This window comes from Mycobacterium sp. Aquia_216 (assembly GCF_026723865.1).
In the GTDB taxonomy this organism is placed as follows: domain Bacteria; phylum Actinomycetota; class Actinomycetes; order Mycobacteriales; family Mycobacteriaceae; genus Mycobacterium.
On sequence record NZ_CP113529.1, the window covers coordinates 2,943,921 to 2,970,631 of the forward strand.

Annotated in this window: 27 protein-coding genes; 24 read left to right on the plus strand and 3 right to left on the minus strand. The window is 66.6% G+C overall.

Annotated elements, in window-relative coordinates:
- Positions 1-3 precede the first annotated feature (3 nt).
- A complete protein-coding gene (locus OK015_RS13730; RefSeq protein WP_268132224.1) occupies positions 4-1,032 on the plus strand; it encodes an alcohol dehydrogenase catalytic domain-containing protein in 1,029 nt (342 codons plus the stop codon).
- An 83-nt stretch (positions 1,033-1,115) separates the two neighbouring features.
- Here OK015_RS13730 and OK015_RS13735 read toward each other — a convergent pair whose 3' ends face one another.
- Complete coding sequence (locus OK015_RS13735) at positions 1,116-1,526, minus strand: nitroreductase family deazaflavin-dependent oxidoreductase (protein WP_268132226.1); 411 nt, start codon at positions 1,524-1,526, stop codon at positions 1,116-1,118.
- 121 nt (positions 1,527-1,647) lie between these two features.
- Between OK015_RS13735 and hisD the strand changes: the two genes are divergently transcribed.
- From hisD to hisI, 8 genes are read left to right on the plus strand one after another with little or no spacing between them, the layout of a single operon-like run.
- On the plus strand, positions 1,648-2,964 hold the full coding sequence (gene hisD / locus OK015_RS13740) for a histidinol dehydrogenase (RefSeq protein WP_268132716.1): 1,317 nt from the start codon (positions 1,648-1,650) through the stop codon (positions 2,962-2,964).
- Positions 2,961-4,154, plus strand: a complete 1,194-nt coding sequence (locus tag OK015_RS13745) for a histidinol-phosphate transaminase (RefSeq protein WP_268132228.1) — start codon at positions 2,961-2,963, stop codon at positions 4,152-4,154. Before hisD ends, OK015_RS13745 begins: the two co-directional genes overlap by 4 nt.
- Positions 4,151-4,780: an imidazoleglycerol-phosphate dehydratase HisB gene (gene hisB / locus OK015_RS13750; RefSeq protein WP_268132230.1), complete on the plus strand. Its 630-nt coding sequence runs from the start codon at positions 4,151-4,153 to the stop codon at positions 4,778-4,780. Before OK015_RS13745 ends, hisB begins: the two co-directional genes overlap by 4 nt.
- Positions 4,777-5,397 carry an imidazole glycerol phosphate synthase subunit HisH gene (gene hisH, locus OK015_RS13755; protein WP_268132231.1) on the plus strand — a complete coding sequence of 207 codons (621 nt, stop codon included), beginning with the start codon at positions 4,777-4,779 and terminating at the stop codon, positions 5,395-5,397. Before hisB ends, hisH begins: the two co-directional genes overlap by 4 nt.
- The gene (priA, locus tag OK015_RS13760; protein ID WP_268132233.1) at positions 5,398-6,132 is read left to right on the plus strand and encodes a bifunctional 1-(5-phosphoribosyl)-5-((5-phosphoribosylamino)methylideneamino)imidazole-4-carboxamide isomerase/phosphoribosylanthranilate isomerase PriA; all 735 of its coding nucleotides are present in this window, start codon (positions 5,398-5,400) and stop codon (positions 6,130-6,132) included.
- A 4-nt stretch (positions 6,133-6,136) separates the two neighbouring features.
- On the plus strand, positions 6,137-6,937 hold the full coding sequence (locus tag OK015_RS13765) for an inositol monophosphatase family protein (RefSeq protein ID WP_268132235.1): 801 nt from the start codon (positions 6,137-6,139) through the stop codon (positions 6,935-6,937).
- A gap of 1 nt (position 6,938) precedes the next feature.
- Positions 6,939-7,724: an imidazole glycerol phosphate synthase subunit HisF gene (gene hisF, locus OK015_RS13770; protein WP_268132237.1), complete on the plus strand. Its 786-nt coding sequence runs from the start codon at positions 6,939-6,941 to the stop codon at positions 7,722-7,724.
- Complete coding sequence (hisI, locus tag OK015_RS13775) at positions 7,721-8,068, plus strand: phosphoribosyl-AMP cyclohydrolase (protein ID WP_268132239.1); 348 nt, start codon at positions 7,721-7,723, stop codon at positions 8,066-8,068. Before hisF ends, hisI begins: the two co-directional genes overlap by 4 nt.
- Here the strand turns inward: hisI and OK015_RS13780 are convergent.
- A complete protein-coding gene (locus OK015_RS13780) occupies positions 8,065-9,567 on the minus strand; it encodes a serine/threonine-protein kinase (protein ID WP_268132241.1) in 1,503 nt (500 codons plus the stop codon). The two genes, hisI and OK015_RS13780, sit on opposite strands and share 4 nt — an antisense overlap.
- 96 nt (positions 9,568-9,663) lie before the next feature.
- Between OK015_RS13780 and OK015_RS13785 the strand changes: the two genes are divergently transcribed.
- From OK015_RS13785 to OK015_RS13800, 4 genes are all read left to right on the plus strand, one after another.
- The gene (locus OK015_RS13785; RefSeq protein WP_268132243.1) at positions 9,664-10,755 is read left to right on the plus strand and encodes a calcium:proton antiporter; all 1,092 of its coding nucleotides are present in this window, start codon (positions 9,664-9,666) and stop codon (positions 10,753-10,755) included.
- Between the two features lie 63 nt (positions 10,756-10,818).
- Positions 10,819-11,763 carry a helix-turn-helix domain-containing protein gene (locus tag OK015_RS13790; RefSeq protein ID WP_268132245.1) on the plus strand — a complete coding sequence of 315 codons (945 nt, stop codon included), beginning with the start codon at positions 10,819-10,821 and terminating at the stop codon, positions 11,761-11,763.
- A 182-nt stretch (positions 11,764-11,945) separates the two neighbouring features.
- A complete protein-coding gene (locus OK015_RS13795) occupies positions 11,946-12,500 on the plus strand; it encodes a hypothetical protein (RefSeq protein WP_268132246.1) in 555 nt (184 codons plus the stop codon).
- A gap of 4 nt (positions 12,501-12,504) precedes the next feature.
- Entirely contained in the window at positions 12,505-14,103 is a 1,599-nt protein-coding gene (locus OK015_RS13800) for a GMC family oxidoreductase (RefSeq protein ID WP_268132248.1), read from the plus strand.
- A 27-nt stretch (positions 14,104-14,130) separates the two neighbouring features.
- Here OK015_RS13800 and OK015_RS13805 read toward each other — a convergent pair whose 3' ends face one another.
- Positions 14,131-14,595, minus strand: coding sequence for a peroxiredoxin (locus OK015_RS13805; RefSeq protein ID WP_268132250.1), 465 nt, complete (start codon positions 14,593-14,595; stop codon positions 14,131-14,133).
- A gap of 141 nt (positions 14,596-14,736) precedes the next feature.
- Here OK015_RS13805 and OK015_RS13810 point away from each other — a divergent pair, with 141 nt between their 5' ends.
- From OK015_RS13810 to OK015_RS13860, 11 genes are all read left to right on the plus strand, one after another.
- Positions 14,737-16,275: an anthranilate synthase component I gene (locus OK015_RS13810; RefSeq protein WP_268132252.1), complete on the plus strand. Its 1,539-nt coding sequence runs from the start codon at positions 14,737-14,739 to the stop codon at positions 16,273-16,275.
- The gene (locus OK015_RS13815) at positions 16,268-16,936 is read left to right on the plus strand and encodes a TIGR02234 family membrane protein (protein WP_268132254.1); all 669 of its coding nucleotides are present in this window, start codon (positions 16,268-16,270) and stop codon (positions 16,934-16,936) included. Before OK015_RS13810 ends, OK015_RS13815 begins: the two co-directional genes overlap by 8 nt.
- Positions 16,937-17,039: 103 nt before the next feature.
- The gene (gene trpC / locus OK015_RS13820) at positions 17,040-17,858 is read left to right on the plus strand and encodes an indole-3-glycerol phosphate synthase TrpC (protein ID WP_268132255.1); all 819 of its coding nucleotides are present in this window, start codon (positions 17,040-17,042) and stop codon (positions 17,856-17,858) included.
- Positions 17,859-17,896: 38 nt separating this feature from the next.
- Positions 17,897-19,222, plus strand: a complete 1,326-nt coding sequence (trpB, locus tag OK015_RS13825) for a tryptophan synthase subunit beta (protein ID WP_268132257.1) — start codon at positions 17,897-17,899, stop codon at positions 19,220-19,222.
- Positions 19,219-20,025, plus strand: a complete 807-nt coding sequence (gene trpA, locus OK015_RS13830; RefSeq protein WP_268132258.1) for a tryptophan synthase subunit alpha — start codon at positions 19,219-19,221, stop codon at positions 20,023-20,025. Before trpB ends, trpA begins: the two co-directional genes overlap by 4 nt.
- Positions 20,022-21,872, plus strand: a complete 1,851-nt coding sequence (locus tag OK015_RS13835; protein WP_268132260.1) for a prolipoprotein diacylglyceryl transferase — start codon at positions 20,022-20,024, stop codon at positions 21,870-21,872. Before trpA ends, OK015_RS13835 begins: the two co-directional genes overlap by 4 nt.
- A gap of 51 nt (positions 21,873-21,923) precedes the next feature.
- On the plus strand, positions 21,924-22,328 hold the full coding sequence (locus tag OK015_RS13840) for a TM2 domain-containing protein (RefSeq protein ID WP_268132261.1): 405 nt from the start codon (positions 21,924-21,926) through the stop codon (positions 22,326-22,328).
- Positions 22,329-22,341: 13 nt separating this feature from the next.
- On the plus strand, positions 22,342-22,746 hold the full coding sequence (locus tag OK015_RS13845; RefSeq protein ID WP_268132262.1) for a DUF2752 domain-containing protein: 405 nt from the start codon (positions 22,342-22,344) through the stop codon (positions 22,744-22,746).
- A 105-nt stretch (positions 22,747-22,851) separates the two neighbouring features.
- Positions 22,852-24,270: a pyruvate kinase gene (gene pyk / locus OK015_RS13850; protein ID WP_268132263.1), complete on the plus strand. Its 1,419-nt coding sequence runs from the start codon at positions 22,852-22,854 to the stop codon at positions 24,268-24,270.
- Between the two features lie 15 nt (positions 24,271-24,285).
- Positions 24,286-25,185, plus strand: a complete 900-nt coding sequence (locus OK015_RS13855) for an acyl-CoA thioesterase II (RefSeq protein WP_268132265.1) — start codon at positions 24,286-24,288, stop codon at positions 25,183-25,185.
- A 122-nt stretch (positions 25,186-25,307) separates the two neighbouring features.
- The gene (locus tag OK015_RS13860) at positions 25,308-26,705 is read left to right on the plus strand and encodes a bifunctional lysylphosphatidylglycerol flippase/synthetase MprF (protein WP_268132266.1); all 1,398 of its coding nucleotides are present in this window, start codon (positions 25,308-25,310) and stop codon (positions 26,703-26,705) included.
- Positions 26,706-26,711 lie beyond the last annotated feature (6 nt).

Genomic DNA, 26,711 nt, shown 5'->3' on the forward strand with positions numbered 1-26,711 from the left:
CAGATGCGGCAGCTGACGTCCGAAGCCGCCGACCGGTACGCATGGCGCGACGTGCCCGAGCCGGAACTCGCCGCACCCGAACAAGCACTGGTCAGGCCGCTGGTGGTGGCCTGCTGCGACCTCGACATCGCGGTCGCCCGCGGCCAGGCGCCGCTGCCGCCCGGATACGCCGTCGGGCATGAGGGGTTGGCCGAGGTCGTGGCGGTCGGCGACGCCGTGGACGCCGTCCGGCCGGGCGACCGGGTGGTGGTGCCGTTCCAGATCAACTGCGGTAACTGCTCGCACTGCCGCCGCGGCGTAACGGGCTCATGCGGCTCGGTGCCGTTGATGGCGATGTACGGTCTCGGCCCCCTCGCCGGTCTCAACGGCGGGGGATTCATGTCGGATCAGGTGCTGGTGCCCTACGCCGACGCGATGCTGATCCCCGTCCCGGACGGCGTGCAGCCCAACGCTATTGCCTCGCTGTCGGACAACATCCCCGACGGCTGGCGGGCGGTCGGGCCGTATGCGGCCGAACTGGCCGCGCTCGCGCCGGCCGACCGACGCGTGCTGGTGATCGGGAAGCTGTCGATCGGGCTGTACGCGGCCGCCTTCGCGGCCGCGTTGGGCGCCCACGTCGACTATCTCGACGGCGATGTGCGCCGGCTGGCGGCCGCCGAAAAGCTCGGCGCGGTGGTCCACGATCGGGTCAAGCCGGATAAATCCTGGGAGCCGTATCCGGTCACGGTGCACACCTCCGCCGACCCGTCGTTGCTGGCCGCCGCGCTGCGGGCGACCTGGCCGGACGGTGTGTGTACCGACACCGGGATCTACTACCAGCCGACCGTCGAGATGCCGCTGCTGCCGATGTACACCCGCGGGGTGAGGTTTGTGACCGGGCGGGTCAATGCGCGTTCGGCCATCCCCCAGGTGCTGAAGCTGCTGGCCGGGGGATGCGACCTGGCACCGGCCGTCGACCGGGTGGTGCCGTGGGAAGACGCGCCGTCGGTGTGGCCGACGATGACCGGCAAGACCGTCTTCACCCGGGCTTAGCGCCGGCCCCGCCGGCGCCCTTTCCGTTGCGTGTGCGTCCTGGTCGGCGTAAGCGCACATTCACCGCTCTGGGCGCACACTCGTTAGGCGATATCACTGAGCAACACCGCCATGCGGCGCAACTGCAGACGCACCAGCCAGGGCAGCCCCGTGCCGTCGGAACCGGCGGGCAGAATCCGGGGATTGGTGATGTGCACGACCTTGCGGGCAAAGTGCACGTCAGCGTGGCCCGCGGCCAGCACGTTCTTCACCCAGTCGGTCTTGCCGTGACCCAGCGCGACCGCCAGCACATCGCCGTTGCGGTAGGCCGCCACAATGGTTTTGTACGGCTTGCCCGACGTGCGGCCGCGATGCTCAATGGTGCCCGTTCCGGGCAGGAAGCGCGCGATCGGTTTCAGCGCCGGGTTGACGTATTTGACCTGGAAGTTCTCAAACCACGTCGGATAAACCATCGGGATGCCCGGGGCGTTGTTCGGGTGATCCTTCGCGGACATGTCGGCTCCCTTGCGGACGTTGTTGACGCGGGCGTGGGCCTGAATACGGGCACTGTACCGGTCGGATATTGATTTGAGTTCCTCTGGGACAATGGACGCTGTGACTGCCTCCCCGCCCTCCGTGTTGGCCCGCATCGACCTGCGGGGTGTGGAGCTGACGGCTGCCCGGCTGCGGTCCGCCTTGCCGCGCGGTGGCGCCGACGTGGACTCGGTATTGCCGCAGGTGCGCCCGATTGTCCAGGCCGTCGCCGAGCGCGGGGCCGAGGCGGCGCTGGAATACGGTGCGTCGTTCGACGGGGTGCGGCCCGCGACCGTCCGGGTACCCGGGGCCGCGTTGCAGGCCGCGCTGGACGGACTGGACGCCGACGTCCGCGACGCGCTGCAGGTGATGATCGAGCGGACCCGAGCCGTCCACGCCGATCAGCGCCGCACCGACGTCACCACCGTGCTCGGGCCGGGGGCGACGGTCACCGAGCGGTGGGTGCCCGTCGAGCGGGTCGGCCTGTACGTGCCCGGCGGCAACGCCGTGTATCCGTCCAGCGTGGTGATGAATGTGGTGCCCGCGCAGGCCGCGGGCGTCGAGTCCCTGGTGGTGGCCAGTCCACCGCAGGCCCGCTTCGACGGCTGGCCGCACCCGACCATCCTGGCCGCGGCCCGCCTGCTGGGAGTCGACGAGGTGTGGGCCGCCGGCGGTGCGCAGGCGGTGGCGTTGCTGGCCTACGGCGGCGTCGACACCGACGGCACGCAACTGGCGCCGGTCGACCTGATCACCGGGCCCGGCAACGTGTACGTCACGGCCGCCAAGCGGCTCTGCCGCTCGGCGGTGGGCATCGATGCCGAGGCCGGGCCGACCGAGATCGCCATTCTCGCCGACCACACCGCCGACCCGGCACACGTGGCCGCCGACTTGATCAGCCAAGCCGAACACGACGAGATGGCCGGCAGCGTCCTGGTCACCGCGAGCGAGGACCTGGCCGCCGCTACCGACACCGAAGTCGCGGCCCAGCTGCAGACCACCGTCCACCGCGAGCGGGTGACGACCGCGCTCAGTGGGCCGCAGTCGGCGATCATCCTGGTCGACGACCTGGACGCCGGAGTCAAGGTCGTCAACGCCTACGCCGCCGAACACCTCGAGATCCAGACCGTCGATGCCTCCCGGGTCGCCAGCCGAATCCGTTCGGCCGGCGCCATTTTCGTCGGCCCATGGTCGCCGGTAAGCCTCGGCGACTACTGCGCCGGGTCCAACCACGTATTGCCGACCGCGGGCAGCGCCCGGCACTCCAGCGGCCTCTCGGTACAGACTTTCTTGCGCGGCATCCATGTCGTGGATTACACCGAGGCGGCGCTCAAAGACGTCTCCGGACACGTGGTCACACTCGCGAAAGCCGAGGACCTGCCGGCGCACGGCGAGGCGGTACGGCGGAGGTTCGAGCGATGACGGCACCCAAACCGACGCTCGACGATCTGCCGCTGCGCGACGACCTGCGGGGTAAATCGCCTTACGGTGCACCGCAATTGGCGGTACCGGTGCGGCTGAACACCAACGAGAACCCGCATCCGCCGAGCCAGGCTCTGGTTGACGACGTCGTCCGGTCCGTGCAGGAGGCCGCCGGGGAGCTGCACCGCTACCCCGACCGCGAAGCGGTGGCCTTGCGCACCGATCTGGCAAGGTATCTCACCGCGCAAACCGGCACCCGGCTCGGTGTCGAAAACGTCTGGGCCGCCAATGGTTCCAACGAGATCCTGCAGCAGCTGCTGCAGGCGTTCGGCGGGCCGGGGCGCAGCGCGATCGGGTTTGTCCCGTCCTACTCGATGCACCCGATCATCTCCGACGGCACCCGCACCGAATGGCTGCAGGCCGCGCGGGCCGACGACTTCAGCCTCGACGTTGATGCGGCAGTCGCCGCCATCACCGAACGCAAACCCGACGTCGTGTTCGTCACCAGCCCGAACAACCCGACCGGGCAAAGCATTCCGCTGTCAGATCTGCGACGCCTGCTCGAGGTGGCGCCGGGCATCCTGATCGTGGACGAGGCGTACGGCGAATTCTCGTCGCAGCCCAGCGCGGTCGAGCTGGTCGAGGAGTACCCCAACCGGCTCGTGGTCAGCCGCACGATGAGCAAGGCGTTCGCGTTCGCCGGCGGCAGGCTCGGCTATCTGGTCGCCACGCCGGCGCTGGTCGACGCGATGCTGTTGGTGCGGTTGCCCTACCATCTGTCGTCGCTCACTCAGGCGGCGGCCCGGGCCGCGCTGCGGCACGCCGACGACACCCTGGGCAGCGTGGCCACCCTGAGCGCCGAACGCGAACGGGTCATGGCGGCCTTGACCCGCTTGGGTTTTCGGGTGGTCCCCAGCGACGCGAACTTCGTGCTGTTCGGCCAGTTCGCCGACGCACCCGCCGCCTGGCAGCGTTACCTGGATGTCGGCGTGCTGATCCGCGACGTCGGTATTCCCGGCTACCTGCGCACCACCATCGGACTGGCCGACGAGAACGATGCGTTTCTCACAGCGAGCGCCCAGATCGCAGACACCGAGCTGGCCCCAGCCGATCCCAGCCCCGTAGGAGCGATCGCAAGCGCGGCGAAGCCGCGTGAAGCGGGCCGCGACCATGTATTAGGAGCCCCGTGACCGCCCAAACCAGCACAGCGACCCGTCGCGCACGAATTGAGCGCCGCACCAAGGAATCCGACATCGTGATCGAGCTCGACCTCGATGGCACCGGGCAGGTCGACGTCGACACCGGGGTGCCGTTCTACGACCACATGCTGACGGCGCTGGGCAGTCACGCCAGCTTCGACTTGACCGTGCGCACCAAGGGTGACGTCGAGATCGAAGGACACCACACCATCGAGGACACCGCGATCGCGCTCGGGCAGGCGCTCGGCCAGGCCCTCGGCGACAAGAAGGGCATCCGCCGGTTCGGGGACGCCTTCATCCCGATGGATGAAACGCTGGCCCACGCCGCCGTCGACGTGTCGGGCCGGCCGTACTGCGTGCACAGTGGCGAGCCGGATCACCTGCAACACACCACCATTGCCGGAAGCTCGGTGCCCTATCACACCGTGATCAACCGGCACGTGTTCGAATCGCTGGCCGCCAACGCCCGCATCGCCCTGCACGTGCGGGTGCTGTATGGGCGCGACCCGCACCACATCACCGAAGCGCAGTACAAGGCCGTGGCACGCGCGTTGCGTCAGGCGGTCGAGCCCGACCCCCGCGTATCGGGTGTGCCTTCCACCAAAGGTGTTTTGTGACAACACGATCGGTTGTGGTACTGGATTACGGCTCAGGCAACCTGCGGTCGGCTCAGCGCGCGCTGCAGCGGGTCGGCGCGACGGTGGAAGTCACCGCAGATGCGCGCGCGGCGGCAGCCGCCGACGGGCTGGTAGTACCCGGAGTCGGCGCGTTCGAGGCGTGTATGACCGGGCTGCGCAAGATCGCGGGGGAGCGGATCATCGCCGAGCGGGTGGGCGCGGGGCGCCCGGTGCTGGGGGTCTGCGTCGGCATGCAGATCCTGTTCGCGCGCGGTGTCGAATTCGGCGTGGAGACCACGGGCTGCGGCCAGTGGCCGGGAGCCGTGACCCGGCTGGACGCCCCGGTGATCCCGCACATGGGCTGGAACGTCGTGCAATCCGGCTCGGGCAGTGTACTTTTCAAGGGCCTGGACGCGTCCGCCCGGTTCTACTTCGTGCACTCCTACGCCGCGCAGCGCTGGGAGGGTTCGTCGGGAGCCGTGCTGACCTGGGCTACGCATCAAGTGCCGTTTCTGGCCGCGGTCGAGGACGGACCGCTGGCCGCAACCCAATTCCACCCGGAGAAAAGCGGGGATGCCGGTGCGGCCGTATTGAGCAACTGGGTTGAGGGACTGTAAATGCCACTGATTTTGTTACCCGCCGTCGATGTCGTCGAAGGTCGTGCCGTGCGCCTGGTGCAGGGCAAGGCCGGCAGCGAAACCGAGTACGGCTCGGCGCTGGACGCGGCGCTGAACTGGCAGCGCGACGGCGCCGACTGGATCCATCTGGTGGACCTCGACGCTGCGTTCGGCCGCGGGTCCAACCGCGAATTGCTCGCCGAGGTGGTGGGCAAGCTCGACGTGTCGGTGGAGTTGTCCGGTGGGATCCGCGACGACGATTCGCTGGCCGCGGCGCTGGCCACCGGCTGCGCCCGCGTCAATCTGGGCACCGCGGCGCTGGAGAACCCCCAATGGTGCGCACGGGCGATCGCCGAGCACGGCGACAAGGTTGCCGTCGGGTTGGACGTCCAGATCGTTGACGGCCAGCACCGGCTGCGCGGCCGCGGCTGGGAAACCGACGGCGGCGATCTGTGGGATGTGTTGAAACGCCTTGACGGCGAAGGGTGTTCGCGTTTCGTTGTCACCGACGTCACCAAGGACGGCACACTGGGCGGCCCCAATCTCGATCTGTTGGCCCGTGTCGCCGACCGCACCGACGCTCCGGTCATCGCGTCGGGGGGTGTGTCCAGCCTGGACGACCTGCGCGCCATCGCCGCCCTCACCGACGACGGCGTCGAGGGCGCCATCATCGGAAAGGCGCTCTACGCCGGGCGATTCACCTTGCCGCAGGCGCTGGACGCGGTACGGTCGTAGACCGATGGATCTGCACGCGCTGCTGGCCGAGGCGTCGACAATTCTCGACGCGGCAGTAGAGCCGTTTGTGGCCGGCCATCGCGCCGATTCAGCGGTTCGAAAGAAGGGCAACGACTTCGCTACCCAAGTCGATCTCGCGATCGAGCGGCAGGTTGTCGCCGCGTTGGAAGCGGCCACCGGAATCGGGGTGCACGGCGAGGAATTCGGTGGCACGCCGCTCGATTCGCCGTGGGTGTGGGTACTCGACCCAATCGACGGCACCTTCAACTACGCCGCCGGATCACCGATGGCGGCGATACTGCTCGGCCTGCTGCACGACGGCGAGCCGGTGGCCGGCCTGACCTGGATACCGTTCACCGACGACCGCTACACCGCCGTCGCCGACGGCCCGCTGGTGAAAAACGATGTCGCGCAGCCGCCGTTGACGCACACCGACCTGGCCGAAAACCTGATCGGCGTCGGCACGTTCAACGCCGAGTCCCGGGGCCGTTTCCCGGGACGTTACCGGATCGCGGTGCTGGAGAAGCTGAGCACGGTGTGCTCGCGATTGCGTATGCACGGGTCGACGGGCATCGACCTCGTCTACGTGGCCGACAGGATACTCGCGGGCGCAGTCAATTTCGGTGGCCATGTCTGGGATCACGCCGCGGGCGTCGCGCAGGTTCGGGCGGCGGGGGGCACCGTCACCGATCTGGCCGGCCAACCGTGGACTCCCGAATCGCGGTCCGTGCTGGCCGCCGCCCCCGGCGCCTACGAGCAGATTCTGGAGATCGTGCGCAGCGCCGGCCGACCGGAGGATTACTGAGATGTATACGGGCACCGACCTTGCCGTGCGGGTGATTCCGTGCTTGGACGTCGACGACGGACGGGTCGTCAAGGGGGTCAATTTCGAGAACCTGCGTGACGCGGGTGACCCCGTGGAACTCGCCGCGGCCTATGACGCCGAAGGCGCCGACGAGCTGACCTTCCTCGACGTGACCGCGTCCTCGTCGGGCAGGGCGACGATGCTGGACGTGGTGCGCCATACCGCCGAGCAGGTGTTCATCCCGCTGACGGTCGGCGGCGGCGTCCGCACCGTGTCCGACGTCGACGTGTTATTGCGCGCGGGAGCGGACAAGGTCTCGGTCAACACCGCCGCGATCGCCCGCCCCGACCTGCTGGCCGAAATGTCAAGGCAATTCGGCTCGCAATGCATCGTGTTGTCCGTCGACGCTCGCACGGTGCCCTCCGGTTCGGCACCGACCCCGTCGGGCTGGGAAGTCACCACACACGGCGGTCGCCGCGGTACCGGCATCGACGCAGTGGAATGGGCGGCCCGCGGCGCCGATCTGGGGGTGGGGGAGATCCTGCTCAACTCGATGGATGCCGACGGCACCAAGGCCGGGTTCGACCTGGCGATGCTGCGCGCCGTCCGCGCCGCGGTCACTGTTCCGGTGATCGCCAGCGGTGGCGCCGGGGCGGTGGATCACTTCGCGCCCGCGGTCGATGCCGGCGCGGATGCGGTCTTGGCGGCCAGTGTCTTTCATTTCCGCGAGCTGACGATCGGGCAGGTGAAGGCCGCGATGGCGGCTGAAGGGATCACGGTGCGATGACGCTCGATCCGAATATCGCGGGCCGCCTCAAGCGCAATGCCGACGGCCTGTTTACCGCCGTCGTGCAGGAGCAGGGTAGTGGCGACGTGCTGATGGTCGCCTGGATGGACGACGAGGCACTGGCCCGCACCCTGGAAACCCGTGAGGCGACCTATTTTTCGCGATCCCGCGGCGAACAGTGGATCAAAGGCGCGACGTCCGGCCATACCCAGCATGTGCACTCGGTGCGCCTGGACTGCGACGGCGACTCCGTACTGTTGACCGTCGATCAGGTGGGCGCCGCCTGCCACACCGGAGACCACAGCTGCTTCGACGCCGACGTGTTGCTGCGGCCTGAGAATTAGCTCGGTCCGACGTCCAAGCTGTTGGCCGCGGTGATCGCCGCGCGTGGCCATTCGCGGCGGAAGACCGCGGGTGAGATGCGGTCCCGGCGAATGACTTCCAGATCGATGGCCTTTCCGTTGATCGCCGCGTTCGGTACCCGGAAGGAGTACGCCGGCTCCTCGGTGGCAACGGCCAGGATCGCGTCGCTATCCGTGAAGTTGTTCGCACGCATGGTGTCCTCGGCCCATCGAAACGGCTTGAGCCCACCGAAGTTCTTGACGTACACCACCCACAGCCGGGTGCCCTGCGTGTTGTAGAGCTTGGTGAGCGCGCGGTTCACCGCGTCGTACTCGAGCGGCCCGAGCACACCGGATTGGTCGGTGATTTGGCCGGACAGTGTGATCGCCGGCTTCGGTGCCGCCGCGCTGGGCGGCGCGGCCGATTGCGATTGTGGGGCGGCGCCGCTGGTTTCCGGTTGGTTCGAGTCGCCGCCGAGCACGCGCACGCCGACGAGTGCCCCGAGGCCGACCAGCGCGACGCCGACGATCGCCGCGACAGCGATTGCCGTGCGTCGGTTGCCGCGCGCCGGCGGCGAGGGAGCCGGCGTAGGCGCCGCGATCACGTCGGTCGGGATCGCGGCCGCTTGTGTCGGCGCGACGGCCTCGGCCGCCGTGTTGCCGAGCTGGCTTGCCAGCGCGGCGGCCAAATCCGCACACGTCGCATAGCGGTCGGCGGGGTTCTTGGCGAGCGCTTTGGCGAGCGCGCCGTCGAGCCCCGCCAATTCTGGTCGGCGCTCACTGATCCGCGGTGGCGGCGCGGACAAATGCTGAGTGATGACCACCGCCGGCGTGGAGCCGTGAAAGGGAGCGGTCCCCGTCAACAGGTTGAACGCGGTGCAGCCCAGCGCGTACTGGTCGGCGCGACCGTCGAGATCCAGACCCTGCAGCTGCTCTGGTGCGCAGTAGGCGGTGGTGCCCATCATCATGTTTGTCGCTGTCAGGCCGCTGATTTCACCCAGCTCGCGGGCAATGCCGAAATCGGCCAGCAGAATCCGCCGTCGGGGCGTCGCGTCACTGAGCAGGATGTTGGCCGGTTTGACGTCGCGATGCAGCAGGCCGCGCGAATGCGCATAATCCAGCGCGTCGGCCACGGCCGCAATGATCTCGATGACATCGGCTTTCGGCATCCCCGAGGGGTACTGGCGCAGCAACTCCGCGGCGTCGGTACCTTCCACGTAATCCATCGAGATCCACAGTTGCCCTTCGTATTCGCCGCGGTCGTGGACGCCTACGATGTGCTCGTTGTACAGGCTTGCGGCATGGTCGGCCTCGCGGTTGAAGCGTTGGCGAAACTCGAGGTTGTCGGTGAGCTCGCCGGGCAGGATCTTCAGCGCGTCACGACGGGGCAGCCGCGGATGCTGCGCAAGATATACCTCGCCCATCCCGCCGGCCCCCAGCCGCCGAACGATCGTGAATCCGGCGAATACCGCGCCTTCGGGTAACCCAGCGCTTTGCGGCATGTGAGCATGCTACTGAGGCGCCCGCGGCGACACCTGGCAATCGCACACCTGGCCGCACGGGGTACTGGCTGACGATTTAAGTGAGAATGGCGGGCGATGTTTAAGCAGGTGTCCTGGAACGTCGTTGTGCCGCTGATCGCCCTCGTCATGTTGGCACTGACCTGGGACATGGTGCCCGGCCCGGCGCTCGCCGCGGTGGAGGCGGTATTTCTGATCGGCGCCGTGTTGGCCGCGGTGCATCACGCGGAGGTGGTGGCGCACCGCGCGGGCGAGCCGTTCGGGTCGCTGGTGCTTGCCGCGGCGGTGACGGTCATCGAGCTGGCCCTGATCATCGAGCTGATGGCCTATGGCGGCAACGAGGCCGCAACGCTGGCCAGGGATACCGCGTTCGCAGCCCTGATGATCACCACGAACGGCATCGCCGGTTTGTCGCTGCTGCTGGGTTCGCATCGGTACGGCGAGACCTTGTTCAACCCGCGCGGCAGCGGTGCGGCACTGGCCACGCTCACCACGCTGGCGACCCTGAGCCTGGTGCTGCCGACGTTCACCACCACTCGTGGGGGTCAGGAATTCTCGCCCGGCCAGCTCGAATTCGCGGCCGTCGCGTCATTGCTGCTCTACCTGATGTTTGTCTTCACTCAGACCGTGCGGCACCGCGACTTCTTTCTGCCGGTCGCGCAGAAAGGTCAGCAGCGCATCTTCGACGAAGAAAGCCATGCCGAGCCGCCGAGTAATGCCGAGGCCCTGCGGAGCCTGGGACTGCTGCTGGTGGCGCTTGTCGCGGTGGTGGGTCTGGCCGAACAAGAGTCGCCGGCCGTCGAGAAACTGGTGTCGGTGGCGGGCTTCCCGCACTCATTCGTCGGCGTCGTGATCGCGGCACTGGTGTTGTTACCGGAGACCCTCGCGGCGGCGCGAGCGGCGCGCCAGGGCCGCATCCAGACCAGCCTCAACCTTGCTTACGGGTCGGGGCTGGCCAGTATCGGGCTCACCATTCCCGGCATTGCGCTGGCGTCGATCTGGCTCAAGGGACCGCTGATCCTCGGCTTGGGCCCGACCCAGTTGGTGTTGTTCGCGTTGACCGTGGTGATCACCATGCTCACCGTGATACCCGGCCGGGCAACCCGGCTGCAGGGTGAGGTACATCTGGTGTTGCTGGCCGCCTTCGTATTTTTGGCCATCGTCCCGTAGCGGCTTAATGTGCTGCACAACACAGATATCGGCGCCATCCCGGTCGTTAAACTGGATTGTCTTATGACAGTCGAGGCGCCGGCGCGGTGGGAGGTCACCGACGACGTCGACGTGTTCACCGACATGCTGCATAACTGCTATCTCCCGTTCGCGATGACCGGTGCGGACGGCAACCTCGAGCTGTTTTCAGCGACCGTGCGAGAGCAACCGTTGGGTCAGTTGCGCTTGGTGGACGGTTTAGCGTCCCCGCACCGCGGCGTCCGGGGTCCCCGGCAGGTCGGCGTCACCTCGCGTGATGTGGTCGGATTGCAATGCGTGCTGGCCGGCCGGGAACTCATTTACGGGAACGACGACGTCATCCCGATGGGTCCGGGTGACCTGATGGTGTGGGACAGCGATGTTGTCGGCGGCTACGAGCTGATCGAGGCGGTCCGCAAACGGACGTTGGTGCTGCCGCGCTCCCTGGCCGATGCGTTGCTGCCCGAGTTGCACACGCCGGGGACCGTGCGGGTGATATCGGGTGAGCGGGCCCATTTTGTGCGGCCGTTGTTCGAGTTGTTGGCTGTGCTCAGCAAAACACTGCCGACGATGAGCCCGCACGCCTCCGACAAGGCGGCGGCGCTGGTGATTCAGATGCTCGCCGACCTCGGTGGCCGCGGAACCCGCCGAATAATCCTGGGCCGGCGCAGCGCAACGAATCTGTCCGAGCGCGTTCTCGAATACGTGGAAAACAACCTCGGCGATTCGGCATTGCGGCCGGCGACCGTTGCGGCCGCTCATTTCGTCTCGACCCGAACGTTATACAGCGCCTTCGAACTACGGGACATGTCGCTCTCGGCATACATCCGGACCCGCCGGCTGGCGCGCTGCTATGCCGACTTGATTAGCACCGACGATCCGGTCGGTGATATTGCGTCTCGGTGGGGCTTTGTCAGTCTGCCGCACTTCAGCCGGGCCTTCGTGAAGCAATATGGGTTCGCTCCGAGCCGAGCCCGTCGTTCTGCGTGATCGACTCGCGCAGTTCGACAACTGGAACCGCGCGCATGGTCAAACGCGCGCGGTAACCGGTTCCTAAGCTGGCGTTCGGCTAACCCATTGGAGACAGCGCGAGCCCTCGGCGTGTCAGGCGATCCACGGGTCGCCGTTAAGTGTTGGGTCGCAAGGGAATCGGATAGCGAGGAAATACTGCCATGACAGTCAACGACGTACGGACCGACATAACTCTGGTCCGGACCACGGAGTCAGCAATCATCCACGCGCCCATCGACAAGGTACATATTGCCGATTGGTTGCTGAATTTGCCTGACGCCGAGTATCAGCGCTGCGCTCCACCAGACCATATCGCCGCCGGATCGACGACGACTGACGACGGGCAGCCGATGTCGATCAACGTCGAGGAAGTTGGTGGGAGCCTGGTGGTCCAGCATTATGTGGCCGAACGCCACGAACCGCATCGCTGTCACATGGTGTCGCTTAGCGACCTGCGAACACCCTTGGGCTGGACCAAGATTCAGGTGATCTGGGATCTCAGCGTAACCCCCCTGGACTCGGGGAGCTGTCAGTTCACCAACCTGGTGATCAGCTACCCCACCCACGGCTTCCTCGATGCGCTCGAGGCGGCCGGCCAGACCCTTGAAACCGTGGCCGCGGACTTGCAGGACGCCGTCACCGACCACAACCGCCGCGAGACTCCGTTGTTCGCCGCCAGCATCGAACGCAAATCGCTGAGCGCCACAACTGTTTAGCCTGATGCCAAAGACGACTGCCTTCGATTTCATCGTCGTGGGTGCTGGCAGCGCGGGTTGTGTGCTCGCAAACCGGCTCAGCGCCGACGGGTTCGCGCGCGTGCTGCTGCTTGAGGCCGGCGGTGAGGACTGTGCACCGGAAGTGCACATTCCGGCCCTGTTCGGCACGCTGTTCGGTACCGAGATGGACTGGGCCTATCGAAGCGTGTTGCAGGAGGGCACGGGTAGTCGGGTTGCTGTGCCGCGGGGCCGGATGTTGGGTGGCTGCTCGTCGTTGAATGCCATGGTCTACAACCGTGGCAACCCGGTGGACTACGACGGTTGGCGTACCGAACACGGCGCCACCGGCTGGAGTTTCGACGAGGTACTGCCGTACTTCGTGCGTGCCGAGCGCAACGCCCGACTGGGGGCGCCGCTGCACGGCGTCGACGGCCCGATGCACGTGCAGGACCCCGTGTACGTGCATAGCCTAAACGAGCTCTGGGTCGCTTCGGCAACGGCGTGGGGTTTGCCAAGCAACGATGACTTCAACGGTTCACGCCAGATCGGTGCGGGCCGTTTCCAGCTCACGCAACAGCATGGCCGGCGCTGGTCGGTGGCCGATGCCTACTTGCGGCCTGCGTTGGCGTGCCCAAATCTCACCCTGTGCACCGGCGCGCTGGTCCACCGGGTGCTGCTGGAAGGCGGGCGCGCGGTCGGCGTGGTCTACGAGCATGGCGGCCAACAGCTCAGCGCGCGCGCCGAGCGAGAGGTGTTGCTGTGCGGGGGATCGATCAACTCTCCGCAACTGTTGATGCTCTCCGGTATCGGACCCGCGCAGCATTTGCGCGCCCACGGCATCGAGGTCGCGGTGGATCTGCCCGGCGTGGGTGCCAATCTGCAGGACCACCCGACGCTGCCCATAATCTGGAGCACCCGTGAGGCCACCGACGTTGTGGCCCTGGCGTTAGCGCCCGGAGCGCGTGATCAGTTTGACGCGGGCCGGCCCGGCCCGCTGAACTCCGCGCTATGCGACGTCGGGGCTTTCTTCTCCACCACCGCTGACCCCGCGGTGCCGAACATCGAAATCCACACTGGGCCTACGGCATTCGCTGACGGTCTGGCCCCGCCCTCGACACCGTCGTTCACCGGGACTGTCTCGCTGCTCGACCCGGCCAGCCGAGGCACCCTGCGCCTGAATTCGGCCGACCCCACCCACGCACCGTTGATCGACCTCGGCATCTACCGGCAGGCCAGCGACTTCAACTCGCTCCTGGCCGGTGCGCGCGCATTCATCGAAATGAGCACCGCCGGGCCACTCGGCGAGCACTTGCACACGATGTTCTACCCGACCCAAGCGCGCCCGGACAGCGCCGAATTCGCGGCGGCCGCGCGGGCTCACACCCAGACGATGTATCACCCCGTGGGCACCTGCGCGATGGGCAGCGGTGAACACGCAGTCGTTGATTCCGAGTTGCGGGTGCGCGGTATCGACGGTCTGCGGGTCGTCGACGCCTCGGTAATACCGACCATCGTGCGCGGCAACACGAACGCGCCGACCATCATGATCGCCGAGAAGGCGGCTGAGTTGGTTCGCGGTACCCCTGACAATTCGCCGGACTAGGCGTCCGGTCCCGGCCGGCGCACGCGGCTACGCCGAAGAACGCGCTCGCAGGGTCTGCAACGCCTTGTCGGCGTGGGTGTCCATGCTGAATTCACTGGAGATCACGTCGAGCACCTTGCGATCGGTGTCGATGACGAACGTCGTGCGCTTGACCGGCATCAATTTGCCCAGCAGACCGCGTTTGACACCGAACTGGGTGGCCACCGTGCCCTCGTTGTCCGACAACAGCGGGTAGTCGAACTTCTCCTTGTCTGCGAACTTGGCCTGCTTTTGCACGGCATCGGTGCTGATACCGACCCGGTTGGCGCCGACCGCGGCGAATTCGGCGGCCAGGTCCCGGAAGTGGCAGGCTTCCTTGGTGCACCCGGGGGTCATCGCAGCGGGGTAGAAGAACAAGACCACCGGACCGTCCGCAAGCAGGGCGCTGAGCTTGCGTGGTGTTCCGGTCTGGTCGGGAAGTTCGAAGTCGGCCACGGTGTCACCAGTCTTCATGGCCGTCAGGCTACGCCCGACTGCCCGACTCGCCCCCTCACCCCTCTTGGGGCTGGGGGTGCCCCCGCACACGCCGCTATGCGGCCTGCGTCGTCGTCGGGCTGACCCGGACTGGGCAAACGAGTCTGCGAGGATGGTTTGGTGCACCCTCACCTCGCCAACACGACCTCACGGGAGGAATTTCGCCTGCTTGCGGCCGGGCACCGCGTTGTACCGGTGACCCGGAAGGTCTTGGCGGACAGCGAGACGCCATTGTCGGCATACCGCAAGCTTGCCGCGGATCGACCCGGCACTTTCTTGCTGGAGTCGGCGGAGAACGGCCGGTCGTGGTCGCGATGGTCATTCATCGGGGCAGGATCGCCCTCAGCGTTGACCGTGCGCGACGGCGAAGCCGTGTGGCTGGGTGCGGCGCCGCGGGATGCGCCCACCGGCGGCGACCCGCTGGAGGCGCTGCAGACCACCCTTGAGCTGCTGGCTACCGCCGCGGTGCCGGGCCTCCCGCCGCTGTCGGGCGGACTGGTGGGTTTCTTCGCCTACGACATGGTGCGGCGCTTGGAACGCCTGCCGGAAATGGCCGTCGACGACCTTGGGCTACCGGACATGCTGATGCTGCTCGCCACGGATGTCGCGGCGGTCGACCATCACGAGGGCACCATCACGCTGATCGCCAACGCCGTGAATTGGAACGGCACCGACGAGCACGTCGATGAGGCCTACGACGACGCCATCGCGCGCCTGGACGTGATGACCGAGGCGCTGGGCCAGCCGCTGCCGTCGACGGTTGCCACCTTCAGCAGGCCCGAGCCCCAATACCGGTCACAGCGCACGGTGGAGGAGTACGGAAAGATCGTCGACTACCTCGTCGATCAGATCGCGGCCGGCGAAGCCTTTCAGGTGGTGCCCTCGCAGCGCTTCGAGATGGACACCGACGTCGACCCGATCGATGTGTACCGGATTTTGCGGGTGACCAACCCGAGCCCGTACATGTATCTGCTGCATGTGCCGAATAGCGCTGGTGTGACGGACTTTTCGATCGTCGGATCCAGCCCGGAGGCGCTTGTCACCGTGGTCGACGGCCGTGCGACGACGCATCCGATCGCCGGCACGCGGTGGCGGGGACAGAACGAGGAAGAAGATCAGCTGCTGGAAAAGGAGCTGCTGTCCGACGAGAAGGAACGTGCCGAGCACCTGATGTTGGTCGATCTCGGACGCAACGACCTGGGCCGGGTATGCACGCCCGGCACGGTTCGCGTCGAGGATTACAGCCACATCGAGCGCTACAGCCACGTTATGCACCTGGTCTCCACGGTGACGGGCATGCTCGGTGCGGGCTGCACCGCGTTGGACGCGGTCACGGCGTGTTTCCCGGCCGGCACGCTGTCGGGCGCGCCCAAGGTGCGGGCCATGGAGCTGATCGAAGAGGTGGAGAAGACGCGCCGCGGCGTCTACGGCGGCGTGCTCGGGTACCTCGACTTCGCCGGAAACGCCGACTTCGCGATCGCCATTCGCACCGCGCTGATGCGCAATGGCACCGCGTATGTCCAGGCGGGCGGCGGGGTAGTGGCCGACTCCAATGGTCCGTACGAGCACACCGAGGCGAGTAACAAGGCGCGCGCGGTGCTGAGTGCGATCGCGGCCGCCGAGACGCTCAGCGCCCCGGACGCCACCCGCAATGGCTGATGCGCGGCCGGACCGGCGGGCCCGGCTGACGATCGGCATCGCCCAGGTGCTGCTGGTGGTTTCCGCCGCCCTGTTGTGGGCGGCCTCGCATCTGCCGTGGGTCGTCATCCGGTCGTTCGACGGGCTGGGACCGCCCAAGGAGGTGATCCTGGCCGGCGCGTCGTGGTCGACGGCCCTGCTGCCGTTGGCGCTGTTGATGCTGGCGACGGCCGTGGCGGCGCTCGCGGTGCGTGGTTGGGCGCTGCGGGCGATGGCGGGGCTGCTGGCCGTAGTCAGCCTGGCGATCGGCTACCTCGGCGTCAGCCTCTGGGCGCTGCCGGACGTGGCGGTGCGGGGGGCTGAACTTGCCCACATTTCGCTGGTGACGCTGGTGGGCAGCGAGCGGCGCTACTGGGGAGCGGGGTTGGCGGTGGCCGCCGCGGTGTGCACGTTGGTCGCCGCCGTCCTGTTGATGCGGTCGGCGATGTCCGCACGCGCCGGGGCAAAAAAATACGCCGCGCCGGCGACCCGCCGCTCAATTGCGCGACGCAACGGCGCCGATGGGGCGATGCTGGAGGAGCCGGGGGCCCCAGAGATGTCGGAGCGGATGATCTGGGACGCACTCGATGAGGGGCACGACCCGACTGATCGTCCCCGCGAGTCTGACACCGAGGGTCGGTGACGGGTCGCGAGCCGACGGTCGCTACCCTTCATTGACGTCGTCGAAATCGGCTCGGAACCGGTTAGGTGACCGTGAGTGACATCTGGGAAGGGAAACGACAGGTATGAGTCCGGCGACAGTCCTCGACTCCATCCTTGAGGGAGTCCGGGCCGATGTTGCCGCGCGCGAAGCCCGTATCTCTCTTCCCGAGATCAAGGCGGCCGCCGCGGCGGCGCCACCTCCTCTCGACGTGATGGCCGCCCTGCGCGAGCCCGGGATCGGCGTCATCGCCGAGGTCAAGCGCGCGAGTCCGTCGGCGGGTTCGCTGGCGCCCATTACCGACCCGGCGAAGCTGGCTCAGGCGTACGAAGACGGCGGTGCCCGGATCATCAGTGTCCTGACCGAGGAGCGACGCTTTCAGGGCTCGCTCGACGACCTGGATGCGGTTCGGGCGGCCGTGTCGATTCCGGTCTTGCGCAAGGACTTTGTGGTGCAGCCGTATCAGATTCACGAAGCGCGCGCGCACGGCGCCGACATGTTGTTGCTCATCGTCGCGGCCTTGGAGCAGTCGGCGCTGGCGGCGATGCTCGACCGCACCGAATCATTGGGTATGACAGCGCTTGTCGAGGTCCACACCGAGCAAGAGGCCGACCGGGCACTGAAGGCCGGGGCAAACGTGATCGGGGTCAATGCCCGTGACCTCGCGACACTGCACGTGGATCGGGATTGCTTCGCACGCATCGCTCCCGGGCTGCCCAGCAACGTGATCAGGATTGCCGAGTCCGGGGTTCGTGGCACCGGAGACCTGTTGGCCTATGCCGGTGCCGGCGCTGATGCCGTCCTCGTCGGTGAGGGCTTGGTCAAAAGTGGCGATCCGCGTGCCGCGGTTGCCGATCTGGTGACCGCGGGCACGCATCCGTCCTGTCCGAAACCGGCTCGCTAGTTGAACTTCATGAACCATCCCCGCGTTGAGCATTGGTGATGGTGGATTTAACGCGCCCCGCACTCCCGCTTACGAGCGAGGCCATCTCCGAACCCACCCGACACGACCCCGACTCGGGTGGGCATTTCGGCGGCCCGGCTGGTTGGGGCGGCCGCTACGTCGCCGAGGCATTGATGGCGGTGATCGAAGAAGTCACCGCCGCCTACGAGAAGGAACGCGTCAATCCAGACTTCCTGGACCTGTTGGATGACCTGCAAGCCAACTACGCGGGCCGGCCGTCGCCGCTTTATGAGGCCACTCGCCTGAGCGAGCACGCCGGCTCGGCACGCCTCTTCCTCAAGCGAGAAGACCTGAACCACACCGGTTCTCACAAGATCAACAACGTTCTCGGTCAGGCGTTGCTGGCCAAGCGAATGGGTAAGACCCGGGTGATCGCAGAGACCGGTGCCGGACAGCATGGCGTGGCCACCGCCACCGCCTGCGCATTGCTCGGCCTGGATTGCGTGATCTACATGGGCGCCGTCGATACCGCGCGTCAAGCGCTCAATGTGGCGCGAATGCGACTGCTGGGCGCCGAGGTCGTCTCGGTCGACACGGGTTCGCAAACCCTCAAGGACGCGATCAACGAGGCGTTCAGGGATTGGGTCACCAACGCCGACAACACGTACTACTGCTTTGGCACCGCGGCGGGACCGCACCCCTTCCCGACCATGGTGCGCGATTTCCAGCGCATCATCGGGCTGGAGGCGCGCGCGCAGATCCAGACGCAGGCGGGTCGGTTGCCCGACGCCGTCACGGCGTGCGTCGGCGGCGGTTCCAACGCCATCGGAATCTTCCACCCATTCATCGACGACCCGGGCGTGCGGCTGGTCGGCTACGAGGCTGCGGGTGACGGCGTCGAAACCGGCAGGCACGCGGCGACATTCACCGGCGGTTCGCCCGGGGCTTTTCAGGGGTCGTTCTCCTACCTGCTCCAGGACCAAGATGGTCAAACGATCGAATCCCATTCGATCTCAGCGGGTTTGGACTATCCGGGCGTGGGCCCGGAGCATGCGTGGCTCCGCGAAACCGGGCGCGCCGAGTACCGGCCGATCACCGACGCCGAGGCGATGGACGCATTTCGTCTGCTGTGCCGCACCGAAGGCATCATCCCGGCCATCGAATCCGCACACGCCGTCGCCGGCGCCCTGAAACTCGGCAATGAATTGGGCAGCGGCGCAGTCATTGTGGTGAATCTGTCCGGCCGCGGGGACAAGGACGTCGAGACGGCCGCGAAATGGTTCGGTTTGATAGCGCCCGGTGACGATGCGGTCGGCGGCCCCGACCGAGGAGGAGCCGGGCAATCGGAGCGGGACAAGCAATGACGGTGGAGCAGAGCCACGCCAGCAGGCTGGCACCGCTTTTCGACGCGTGCCGGGCGGAAAACCGTGCCGCGCTGATCGGTTATCTGCCCACCGGCTATCCCGACGTGCGGATGTCGGTGGATGCGATGATCGCGCTGGTCGAATCGGGTTGCGATCTCATCGAAGTGGGTGTGCCGTATTCCGATCCCGGTATGGACGGCCCGACGATCGCCCGGGCCACCGAGGCCGCGCTGCGTGGGGGAGTGCGTGTCCGTGACACGGTGGCCGCGGTGGAGGCGATCAGTTTGGCCGGTGGTCGTGCGGTGGTCATGACGTACTGGAACCCGGTGCTGCGCTACGGGGTTGACGCGTTCGCGCGGGACCTGGCCTCGGCAGGTGGGCACGGGCTTATCACCCCGGACCTGATCCCCGATGAAGCTGACGAGTGGATGGCCGCATCCACCGAGCATCGGCTGGATCGCATATTTCTGGTGGCGCCGTCGTCGACACCCGAGCGCCTGGTGACCACGGTGGAGGCATCGCGTGGATTCGTCTACGCCGCGTCGACAATGGGCGTGACCGGGGCACGTGATGCGGTGTCGCAGGCCGCACCCGCGCTGGTAAGCAGGGTCAAGGCGGTGTCCGACATCCCTGTTGGGGTGGGCCTCGGTGTGCGATCGCGCGAGCAGGCGGCGCAGATCGGCGGCTACGCCGACGGCGTCATCGTCGGTTCCGCCTTGGTGTCGGCACTCGGCGACGGTCTGCCTGGCTTGCGTGCCTTGACCCAGGAATTAGCCGAAGGTGTGCGAGTGTCGACATCATGACGATGTTGCCCACGTATTTTCCTAGCCCACCGCAAGGTGTTTGGCACCTCGGGCCGTTGCCGATTCGCGCGTACGCGCTGTTCATCATCACCGGGATCGTGGTTGCGCTGATCATCGGCGACCGGCGCTGGGTAGCGCGCGGCGGGCAGCGCGGGGTGATTTACGACATCGCGCTGTGGGTGGTGCCGTTCGGTTTGATCGGCGGCAGGCTCTATCACCTGGCCACCGATTGGCGGACATATTGGGGTCCGGGCGGCGCCGGGCTGGGCGCGGCGTTCCGAATCTGGGACGGTGGGTTGGGCATCTGGGGTGCGGTGGCCCTCGGCGTGCTCGGAGCGTGGATCGGTTGCCGGCGGCATGGCATGCCGTTGCCGGCCTTTCTCGACGCGGTCGCCCCGGGAATCATTTTGGCGCAGGCCATCGGTCGGCTCGGGAACTACTTCAATCAGGAGCTTTACGGCCGGGAGACCACGCTGCCGTGGGGTCTGGAAATCTTCTACCGCCGCGACCCTTCGGGATACATCGACCCGCATTCGCTCGACGGCGTTTCGACCGGGCAGCTCGCGGTCGTCGTGCAACCGACATTTCTATATGAATTGATTTGGAACGTCCTTGTTTTCGTCGTACTGATCTACCTCGATCGGAAGTACGCGATCGGTCACGGACGGCTCTTTGCGACTTATGTCGCGCTGTACTGCGTTGGGCGCTTCTGGGTCGAGCTGATGCGCGATGACACCGCCACGCATATCGCCGGCATCCGGATCAACTCGTTCACATCGACTTTCGTGTTCATCGGCGCCGTCGTCTTCATCGTTTTGGCGCCGAAGGGCCGTGAAGATCCTGAAAGTTTGCGCGGCAAGAATCACGTCGCCGACACGGAATCCGAGCCGGAGGTCGAGCCGGCAGAGGAACTTGCCAGTGTCGCTGCGGCTGCGGCTTCGGCTTCGGCTTCGGCAGCGACGGGCGCGGCTGTGGCCGGCGCGGACGACGGCGCCGAACTTGGTGGTTCAGCGGAGCCGGACGAAACCGCGAAGATCGAGGCCATCGACGCAGAAGCTGAGGAGCCGGGCGAGCCCGCGGTCGAAGAGGTAGCAGTCGAGGAGGTAGCAGTCGAGGAGGTAGCAGTCGAGGAGCCGGCGGCTGAAGTGGCCGCGGTTGAGGAGCCCGAGGCAGAGCCCGACGAGGCCGAGGCGCAGGAGCGTGAGACTGAAGCTGTAGCGGCCGAGGAGCTCGAAGCTGCCACGGAGCCGGAGGCTGAGGAGCCCGAAGCGCCCGAGGCTGAGGCCGAAGCTGTAGAGCCCGAAACGGTCGAGGCAGAAGCCAAGGAACCCGAAGCTGCCACGGAGTCGGAGACCGAAGCTGTAGAGCCCGAAGCGCCCGAGGCTGAGGCCGAAGCCGAGGAGCCCGAAACGGTCGAGGCAGAAGCCGAGGAGCCTGAAGCGGAGCCGGAGGCTGAGGAGCCCGAAGCCGAGGCGGTCGAAGAGCCTCAGCGCGAAGAGCCCGCGGCTGCAGCTGAGGAGTCGGCGGAGCCCGAGCTTGAGGCCACGGAGCCGGAGTCGGCGGAGCCCGAGCTTGAAGCCACGGAGCCAGAGGCTGAGGAGCCCGAAGTCGAAGAGGCCGAGGTTGAAGAGCCGGAAGCCGAAGAACCCGAGGCAGAAACCGCCGCGGCCGAGACTGATGCCGGCGAAGCGGAAGAACCCGCCGAAGAAGCCGGGCAGAGCGAGCCGGGCGTCGACGTCAAATCCGAAGAACGTGCAGCTGAGAAGCCTGCAGCGTCGACACCGCCTGCCGGGGGCGACCGGGAAACTCGGCGCCGCTGGCCGCTCCGACGGCGGAGCCGGCGCTAGGGCCGCTGGCACGCTATCCGTTGAGGCTGGGGTACGCCCCGTTGTTCTGGCATGCTGAGAACCGTGACCGATCCGTCGTGGAGCGATGCCCCAGACTCAGGTGCACAACCGCCGCCTCCGCCGGGGTACCCATCGCCCTACCAGCCATACCCGGGAGCGCCGGGACCCGGTGTCGCCTACGACCCGGCCGCGCCCTTTGGCCGTCACCCGGTGACGGGCTTGCCGTATTCGGACAAATCGAAGACCGTTGCGGGTCTATTGCAGCTACTCAGCCTGGTCGGCATCGGCGGTATCGGCCGGTTCTACATCGGCGACGTCGGACTGGGTGTCGCGCAACTGCTCGTCGGCTTGCTCACCTGCGGGGTCGGTCTGATCTGGAGCATCATCGACGCCGTGCTGATACTGACCGACAAGGTCAATGACCCGCAGGGCCGCCCACTGCGCTATGGAACCTGACCAGTCCTCCCGCATGGGAGACCAGTGGCACGGTCACCGCCGCTATATCGCCGCCGGCACCGGGGTGCTGCTGGCCGGAGCGCTCGGTTATGTGGGCCTGGTCGACCCGCACAACGCGAATTCGGCCTACCCGCACTGCCCTTTCAAGTGGCTCACCGGCTGGAACTGTCCCTTCTGTGGCGGGCTTCGGATGACGCACGACCTGCTGCACGGCGACCTGGCGGCCAGCATCAACGACAACGTCTTTTTACTGGTCGGTCTGCCGCTGTTGGCCGGATGGCTGCTGATCCGGCGGCAACAGGGTCGGCGGTCGCCGCCGATTCCGGTGGTGATCACGCTCACTGTCACGGCGATCGCGTGGACGGTGCTGCGTAATTTGCCTGGCTTTCCGCTGGTTCCGACGATTCTGAGCGGATAGTCGTGTGGGCCGCGTGGCCGCCCATCTCCTGATTTCCCGACGGCTCAACGTGTGGCCACCCTCAAGTCACCCCGATAACCAACAGCGCGACTAAGGTAGTGAGGCGTGAGTAGACGCGGAAAGATCGTCTGCACCCTTGGCCCTGCAACCCAATCGGACGAACTGATTCTGGCGCTGGTCGAGGCTGGAATGGACGTCGCCCGAATGAACTTCAGTCACGGCGACTACGCGGATCACAAGGCCGCGTACGAGCGGGTGCGTGCCGCTTCGGACGCCACCGGGCGCGCCGTCGGTGTGCTCGCCGATCTGCAGGGCCCGAAGATCAGGCTCGGCCGCTTTGCCACGGGCTCCACCTACTGGGCCGACGGGGAAACGATCCGGATCACGGTCGAGGATTGCGATGGCACACACGACCGGGTATCGACCACCTACAAGAGGTTGGCCCAGGACGCCGTGCCTGGTGACCGGGTTCTGGTCGACGACGGCAACGTCGGGCTCGTCGTTGCAGGCATCGATGGCGACGACGTGATCTGCACCGTCACCGAGGGCGGCCCGGTCAGCAACAACAAGGGCATGTCACTGCCGGGGATGAACGTGACCGCACCGGCGTTGTCGGACAAGGACATTGACGACCTCACCTTCGCACTGGATCTCGGCGTCGACCTGGTCGCGTTGTCGTTCGTGCGCTCGCCGGCGGACGTCGAGCTGGTGCACGAGGTGATGGATCGGATCGGCCGGCGGGTGCCGGTGATCGCCAAGCTGGAGAAGCCGGAAGCCGTCGACAATCTCGAAGCGATCGTGCTGGCCTTCGACGCCATCATGGTGGCGCGTGGCGACCTGGGCGTCGAGCTGCCGCTGGAAGAGGTGCCGCTGGTGCAGAAGCGGGCCATCCAAATGGCCCGGGAGAACGCGAAGCCGGTCATCGTGGCGACTCAGATGCTCGAGTCGATGATCGAGAATTCGCGGCCGACCCGAGCGGAGGCCTCCGACGTCGCCAACGCCGTGCTCGACGGCGCCGATGCGGTGATGCTGTCCGGAGAAACGTCGGTCGGGAAGTATCCGCTGGCCGCGGTCCGGACGATGGCGCGAATCATTTGCGCGGTTGAGGACAATTCGACCGCCGCGCCCCCGTTGACACACGTGCCGCGCACCAAACGCGGCGTGATCTCCTATGCCGCCCGCGACATCGGCGAGCGGTTGGACGCCAAGGCGTTGGTCGCCTTCACCCAGTCCGGAGATACGGTGAAACGGCTGGCGCGGCTGCACACTCCGCTGCCCCTGCTCGCTTTCACCGCCTGGCCCGAAGTGCGCAGCCAGCTGGCCATGACCTGGGGCACCGAGACGTTCATCGTTCCGATCATGGAATCCACCGACGAGATGATCCGCCAGGCCGATAAGTCGCTGATCGAGCTGGGCCGTTACAAGCGGGGTGACCTGGTGGTGATCGTCGCCGGCGCTCCACCTGGCACAGTAGGGTCAACCAACCTGATCCACGTGCACCGGATCGGGGAGGACGACCTCTAACGCGAAGGAGAGCCCGTGCCGGCCGGCTTCGAGTCTGACGGAGAGCCGAATTCGGATTTCGAAGACCTGCTGGCGGTACTGGACCTCAATCGCGTCGGTGACGACCTCTTCCTCGGATCTCATCCGCGCAAGAACCCGATGCGGACCTTCGGTGGGCAGCTCATGGCGCAATCGTTCGTCGCGAGCAGCCGCACCCTGATCCGGGACGACCTGCCCCCCAGCGCCCTTTCGGTGCATTTCGTCAACGGTGGCGACACCGCCAAGGACATCGAATTTCACGTGTTCCGGTTACGCGACGAACGGCGCTTCGCCAACCGGCGCGTCGACGCGGTCCAGGACGGCGTGCTGTTGTCCTCGGCGATGATCACGTATATGTCCGGCGGCCGCGGCCTCGAGCACGCGGTGGAACCGCCGCCGGTGGCGCAACCTCACACGCAGCCGTCGATCAAAGAGCTGCTGCGTGGCTACGAGGAGAGGGTCCCGCACTTCGTCAACGCGCTGCAACCGATCGAATGGCGCTACACCAACGACCCGGCCTGGGTGATGCGGGACAAGGGGGAGCGGCTTTCCCATAACCGGGTCTGGATGAAGGCGCTGGGCACAGTGCCCGACGACCCGGTGCTGCACACCGCGACGATGGTGTATTCCTCGGACACCACGGTGTTGGACTCGGTCATCACCACGCACGGGCTGTCGTGGGGCTTCGATCGCATCTTTGCGGCGTCGGCCAATCATTCCGTGTGGTTTCACCGGCAGGTCGACTTCAACGACTGGGTGTTGTATTCGACATCGTCGCCGGTGGCCGCGGATTCGCGCGGGCTGGGCACCGGCCATTTCTTCGACGGCACCGGTCAAGTTGTCGCGACCGTGGTGCAAGAAGGCGTGCTGAAATACTTCCCGTCCGCGGGCCGATAACGGTTATCCAATAGTTACCGGACTCCCGTCCGATTTCGGTTCTGCGGAGCCGCAATTGAGCGTAGCTTCAAATGGGCCGGGTATTCGATGGGACAGGCGCCACTCCCATCGGGAGGTGAACTATGAAAGGCCCGTCGGCGGACCTCCTTCTAAAACTGCGCGCGCGCGAACGTGTTGTGGTTCACGTCGATTCGCTGGCAGCGCGCTGTACCGGTGCGGTAGCCCTGCTGTGCGCCGCGTGCTGGCTGGTCGCGATACTCGCCCATCATCGCTATCAGCCGCAAGGCCATTACACCGATCGGCTGGGCTGGTCCTTAACCGTGCTGGCCGCTGTGGCATTGATCGCCCGGGGCATTTTCCTGGGCCGTCCGGTCACGACGATGCATGCGGCAGCGGCCGCCTTGGCTGTAGTAGCGGGACTGGGCTGGCATGTGTTGGGGTTCAACCTATTTGGTAACCTGTTGATCGCGGGGTCGGGCCTGGTGTTGATGTGGCCGACGTCGTCGCATCCGCAATCCGAAGATCTGCCGTTGGTCTGGGCGTTGATCAACACCACCAGCGACGACCCGCTGGCCCCGTTTGCGATGCAAACGGGCAAGAGCTACCACTTCACCGCCGAGCGCACCGCGGCACTGGCCTACCGGACGCGGATGGGGTTCGCCGTGGTGGGCGGGGACCCGATCGGTGATGAAGCACAGTTCCCGGCATTGGTCGCCGATTTCGCCGCGATGTGTCATGCCCACGGCTGGCGCATCGCGGTGGTGGGCTGCAGCGAGCGCCGGCTCGAATTGTGGAGCGACCGAGCGACGCTCAGGCAATCGCTGCGGGCGGTGCCGATCGGCCGCGATGTCGTCGTCGACGTGTCCTGCTTCGACATGGTGGGGCGTAAATTCCGCAACCTACGCCAGGCGGTGCAGCGCACTCACAACGCCGGTATCACAACGGAGATCGTCGCGGAGCGGGGACTCGACGACAGGGTGCTGGCAGAATTGGCCGACGTGGTCCGCGCCTCGTCCAGCGGCGCCCACACCGATAGGGGGTTCTATATGAACCTCGATGGCGTGCTGGAGGGCCGATTCCCGGGCATCCAGTTGATTATCGCCAGGGACGCCGACGGGCAGGTCCAGGGATTTCATCGATACGCGACGGCCGGGCATGGCAGCGATATCACCCTCGACGTGCCGTGGCGTCGCCGCGGTGCGCCCAACGGGATCGACGAACGGCTCAGCGTTGACATGATCATGGCTGGTAAAAAGTCTGGGGCGAAACGGGTTTCGCTTTCCTTCGCGGCGTTCCCGGAGATCTTCGACGACGCGGATCCCAGCCGGCCGCAACGGGTGTTCTACCGGTTGATCCGTCTGCTGGATCCGTTGATCGCACTGGAGTCGTTGTACCGCTACGTGCACAAGTTTCACGCGCTGGCTGCCCGGCGCTACGCACTGATATCGCTGACGCAACTGGCCCCGCTCGTATTCGTTTTGCTGACATTGGAATTCACGCCGCGTCGACGCCACCTCTGAGCTTCG